This is a genomic window from Pigmentiphaga sp. (assembly GCF_019689535.1).
Classification (GTDB): domain Bacteria; phylum Pseudomonadota; class Gammaproteobacteria; order Burkholderiales; family Burkholderiaceae_B; genus Pigmentiphaga.
Genome location: NZ_JADGHH010000246.1, coordinates 1 through 4265, shown reverse-complemented (window position 1 = coordinate 4265; position 4265 = coordinate 1). Strand labels below are relative to the sequence as shown.

The following is a 4265-nucleotide window of genomic DNA, read 5'->3' as shown; positions in this document are numbered from 1 at the left end:
GTATTCGGTGCGGGCGAACCGGCAAATGAGTCCGGCTAGCCAGCACCTGATCGAATACCTGCATCGAGTCTGCGCCCATCGCCGCGCCGGGGAAAGCAATCCCCCCCTCGGAGGCAAAGGCCAGAACGGACTATAACCAACACGCATACCCCGGGCCGCAACTTCTATTTCTCGCTCGCGGCGGCGGTCACATAGACTGCCATGGATAGGAAAAAGGAGGCCGCGACCCCGTCGCGGCGCGGGAGCCCGCCCCGCGGGCGCAGACCTACCAACGAGAGCATCATGTTCAAATACGGCCTTCCCCTCAATTTCCAGAAGTGGATCGACGACCACGCGCATCTGCTCAAGCCCCCTGTCGGCAACCAGCAGATCTGGCAGGACTCCGATTTCATCGTCACGGTCGTGGGCGGCCCCAATCACCGCACCGACTATCACGACGATCCGCTGGAAGAATTCTTCTATCAGATCCGGGGCAATGCCTACCTGAAGATCTGGGCTGACGGCAAGCCCGAACGGGTGGACCTGAAGGAAGGCGACATCTTCCTGCTGCCGCCGCACGTGCGGCATTCGCCCCAGCGTCCCGAGGCCGGCAGCGCCTGCCTCGTCATCGAGCGCCAGCGTCCGCAAGGGCTGAAAGACGGTTTCGAGTGGTACTGCCTGCACTGCGGACACCTAGTGCACCGCGTGGAGGTACAGCTCCAGAGCATCGTGCAGGACCTGCCTCCCCTCTTCGAAGCCTTCTACGCCAGCGAAGAGAAGCGGCGTTGCCCGTCGTGCGGCACGGTGCATCCGGGCAAGTCCGCTCCGGGTGACGCGTGACCGCCCGCTACGACTTCGGCGGCGTGGAGCTGGTGCGCATCGTCGAGAATGAAGGTCCACTGCTCCGCCCGGCCGAAATCTTCCCGGATTCCACGCCCGAGGTGATCCAGGCCAACCTCGACTGGCTGGCCCCACGCTTTTACGACCCGGTTTCCGACCGGCTGGTGATCGCCATCCAGTCCTTTTTGCTGAAAAGCCAAGGCCGCCTGATTCTGGTCGACACCTGCGTGGGCGACTGCAAGGCCCGCGTGCGCCCGGAATTCGACCGCCAGCATTGGGGCTGGCTGGACCGCCTGGCGCAGTCCGGCGTACGGCCCGAAGACATAGACATCGTCGTCTCCACCCATCTTCACGTCGACCACGTGGGCTGGCACACGCGACTCGTGGACGGGGCCTGGGTCCCCACCTTCCCCAACGCGCGCTATCTCTTCACCCACGAGGAATGGGCGTATTGGAAAGAGCACGAGGGACATCCCGGCCTGGTGCGCACGGGCGACTACGTGGGCGACTCGGTCCTGCCGGTGTTCGAAGCCGGGCTGGCCGACCTGGTCGACATGAACCACCGGATCGACGATGCCATCCGACTCGTCCCCGCGCCTGGGCATACGCCCGGCCACGTGGCGGTCGAAATCCAGGGCGAGAACCAGCGCGTCCTGCTCACCGGGGATGCTTTCCATCACCCGCTGCAATGCTGCTACCCCCAGTGGAGCACGCGCTTCTGCGCCGACCCCGGCCACGCGCGCCAAACACGGCGCTCGCTACTCGAGGCCTGCGCCCGCGATGGCACGCTGGTCTTGCCGGCCCACTTCCCCACGCCCACCGCCGGCCGCATCCGCCGTACGGAGCCGGGCGATTCCCACGAATTCCGCTTCGAATTCCAAGAATTACTTTAAACTTCAATCAACCCAAGGAATCCTTCATGACCTTGCAGTACCCCATTACCGCCCTGGCGGCCAGCCTTTGCCTCGCACTCGGCATGACCGCCCCGGCGCAAGCCGACATCAAGATCGGCTTTCTCGCTACCCTCTCGGGTCCCGGCGGTACGCTGGGCCAAGACCAATACGACGGATTCATGCTGGGTATCGAAGCCGCCGGCGGCAAGCTCGGCGGCCAAGCTGTCAAGGTCATCCAGGAAGACGACCAGCTCAAGCCTGAAGTGGGGCGCCAGGCCGCCAAGAAGCTCATCGAGCGCGACCGGGTGGACGTCATTACCGGCCTGAGCTTCTCGAACGTGCTCATGGCAATCTACCGCGACGTCATCAACAGCGGCACCTTCCTGCTGGTGAACAACGCCGGCCCCAGCCAGATTGCCGGCTCGATGTGCTCGCCGCTGTACTTCTCCACGTCTTGGCAGAACGACCAGCAGCACGAAGCGATGGGCAAGTATGCCCAACAGAAGGGCTACAAGCGCGTCGCGCTGATGGCGCCCAACTACCAGGCCGGCCGCGAGGCGCTCATCGGCTTCAAGCGCTACTTCAAGGGCGAGGTCCTCAGCGAGACCTACACCCAGGTCAACCAACCCGACTACTCGGTGGAAATCACGCAGCTGCGCAATGCCAAGCCTGACGCCGTGTTCATTTTCTATCCCGGCGGCATGGGGGTGAACTTCGTCAAGCAATATCACCAGGCCGGCATGCTGGGCAAAGTGCCCCTGCTGTCGGGCTCGACGGTGGACGGCACGACCCTGCCGGCGTTGAAAGAGCTGGCCCTGGGCGTTATCTCGGGCGGCCCGTGGGCGCCCGACCTGCCCAACCCGGCCAACCGCAGCTTCGTCGAGCAGTTCCGCAAGAAATACGGAAGGATCCCGTCGCATTACGCGGCCTACGGCTATGATTCAGCCCAGGCGCTGAACGCCGCGCTGCAGGCCACCGGGGGACGCATCAACGACAAGAAAGCCTTCGAACAGGCCATGGTCAAGGCGAATTTCCCCTCAGTGCGGGGCGAGTTTAAATTTAACAATAATCACTTCCCTGTTTCTAACTATTACGCGTTCGAAGTAGTGCGCGATCCTGCGGGCGACGTGACGTTGGCCACGCGGGAAACGGTATTCCAGGAGCACCAGGATCCCTACCATGGGGAGTGCAAGCTGAAATAAGCGTCCGAAGCAGGCGTCGCGCCGTCGATCGCAGTATCCCACGGGGCCGGTTTCCGGCCTCGCCCACCACGCAAGGCAAGCCAGGAGTCCGCATGAAAACCGCCAAACTGATAGCCATCGCATCGATACTGCAAGCGGCCTTCGCCGCCCCTTCCTACGCCGCCGTCAAGATCGGCTTCGTCTCCACCCTGTCCGGGCCCGGCTCGGTGCTGGGGCAAGACCAGTACGACGGGTTCATGTTGGCCGTCGAACAGGGCAACGGCAAACTCGGCGGCGTCGACGTCCAGATTCTGCGGGAAGACGACCAGATGAAGCCCGAGGTGGGGCTGCAGGTCGTGCGCCAGCTCCTCGAGCGCGAGAAAGTACCCATCATCACCGGCCTGATCTATTCGAACGTGATGATGGCGGTCCACCGCCCCATCACCAGCGCGGAAGTCTTCCTGATCGGTTCGAACGCCGGCCCCACGCCCATCACCGGCAAGGGGTGCTCGCCCTATTTCTTCTCGACTTCATGGAACAACGACCAGCTGCATGAAGCCGGCGGCGAGCTCGCCAACAAAATGGGCATCAAGAAGATCCACCTCCTGGCCGCCAACTACCAGGCCGGCAAGGACGCCATGGAGGGCTTCAAGCGCACCTTCAAGGGAGAAGTCGTCGGCGAGACCTTCACCCAGGTCAACCAGCCCGATTACTCGGTCGAGATCTCCGCACTGGCTGCCAACAAGCCCGAGGCCATCTACACCTTTTATCCCGGCAGCATGGGCGTGAACTTCGTCAAGCAATACCGGCAAGCCGGCATGTTCGACAAGGTGCGCATGCTTTCCACCTCCACCATCGACGGCTCCACGCTTCCGGCCCTGCAGGAAAACGCGCTCGGCGCGATCACGGCCGCCCCCTATTCGCCCGACCTCGACAACCCGGCCAATAAGAAGTTCGCCGAAGCTTTCCGCAAGAAATACAACCGCGAGCCGTCGATGTACGCGGCGCAATCCTATGACGCCGCCAGCCTGATCGCCTCGGCCCTGGCCAAGACCAAAGGCAACGTGTCCGACAAGAATGCGTTCCGCACGGCATTGCGCGAGGCCAAGTTCGACTCCGTGCGCGGCTACTTCGCGTTCAACACCAACCAGTTCCCGATCGCCCCGTTCTACCGGGTCGACGTGGAGAAAGACGCCAGCGGCAAGCCCGCCTTCGTCACCAAAGGCGTGATCTACGAGCAAAGCAAGGACTCGTACGCCGGCGAATGCAAGATGAAGTAATGCACGGCCGGCTCCGCATCGAGCCGGTTTGCATACAATAGGGGCCTCGTGGGCCTTCCGGCCCACGCCCTTTCAACAAGCAAGAACAATAA

General features: G+C 63.0%; 4 protein-coding genes. All 4 read left to right on the top strand.

Features of this window, described 5'->3' with window-relative positions; all coding sequences use genetic code 11:
- Positions 1-282: 282 nt before the first annotated feature.
- Positions 283-819, top strand: a complete 537-nt coding sequence (locus IRZ12_RS15965; protein WP_296470530.1) for a 3-hydroxyanthranilate 3,4-dioxygenase — start codon at positions 283-285, stop codon at positions 817-819.
- A complete protein-coding gene (locus tag IRZ12_RS15960) occupies positions 816-1712 on the top strand; it encodes an MBL fold metallo-hydrolase (RefSeq protein ID WP_296470527.1) in 897 nt (298 codons plus the stop codon). The genes IRZ12_RS15965 and IRZ12_RS15960 overlap by 4 nt, the downstream gene beginning before the upstream one ends.
- A 26-nt stretch (positions 1713-1738) precedes the next feature.
- On the top strand, positions 1739-2914 hold the full coding sequence (locus IRZ12_RS15955) for an ABC transporter substrate-binding protein (protein ID WP_296470525.1): 1176 nt from the start codon (positions 1739-1741) through the stop codon (positions 2912-2914).
- A 92-nt stretch (positions 2915-3006) separates the two neighbouring features.
- Positions 3007-4173 carry an ABC transporter substrate-binding protein gene (locus tag IRZ12_RS15950; RefSeq protein ID WP_296470522.1) on the top strand — a complete coding sequence of 389 codons (1167 nt, stop codon included), beginning with the start codon at positions 3007-3009 and terminating at the stop codon, positions 4171-4173.
- Positions 4174-4265 lie beyond the last annotated feature (92 nt).

Excerpts from the sequence above, each read along its gene's own strand:
- IRZ12_RS15965 (WP_296470530.1), top strand. The coding sequence starts at position 283 with ATGTTCAAATACGGCCTTCCCCTCAATTTCCAGAAGTGGATCGACGAC.
- IRZ12_RS15955 (WP_296470525.1), top strand. The coding sequence starts at position 1,739 with ATGACCTTGCAGTACCCCATTACCGCCCTGGCGGCCAGCCTTTGCCTC.
- IRZ12_RS15950 (WP_296470522.1), top strand. The coding sequence starts at position 3,007 with ATGAAAACCGCCAAACTGATAGCCATCGCATCGATACTGCAAGCGGCC.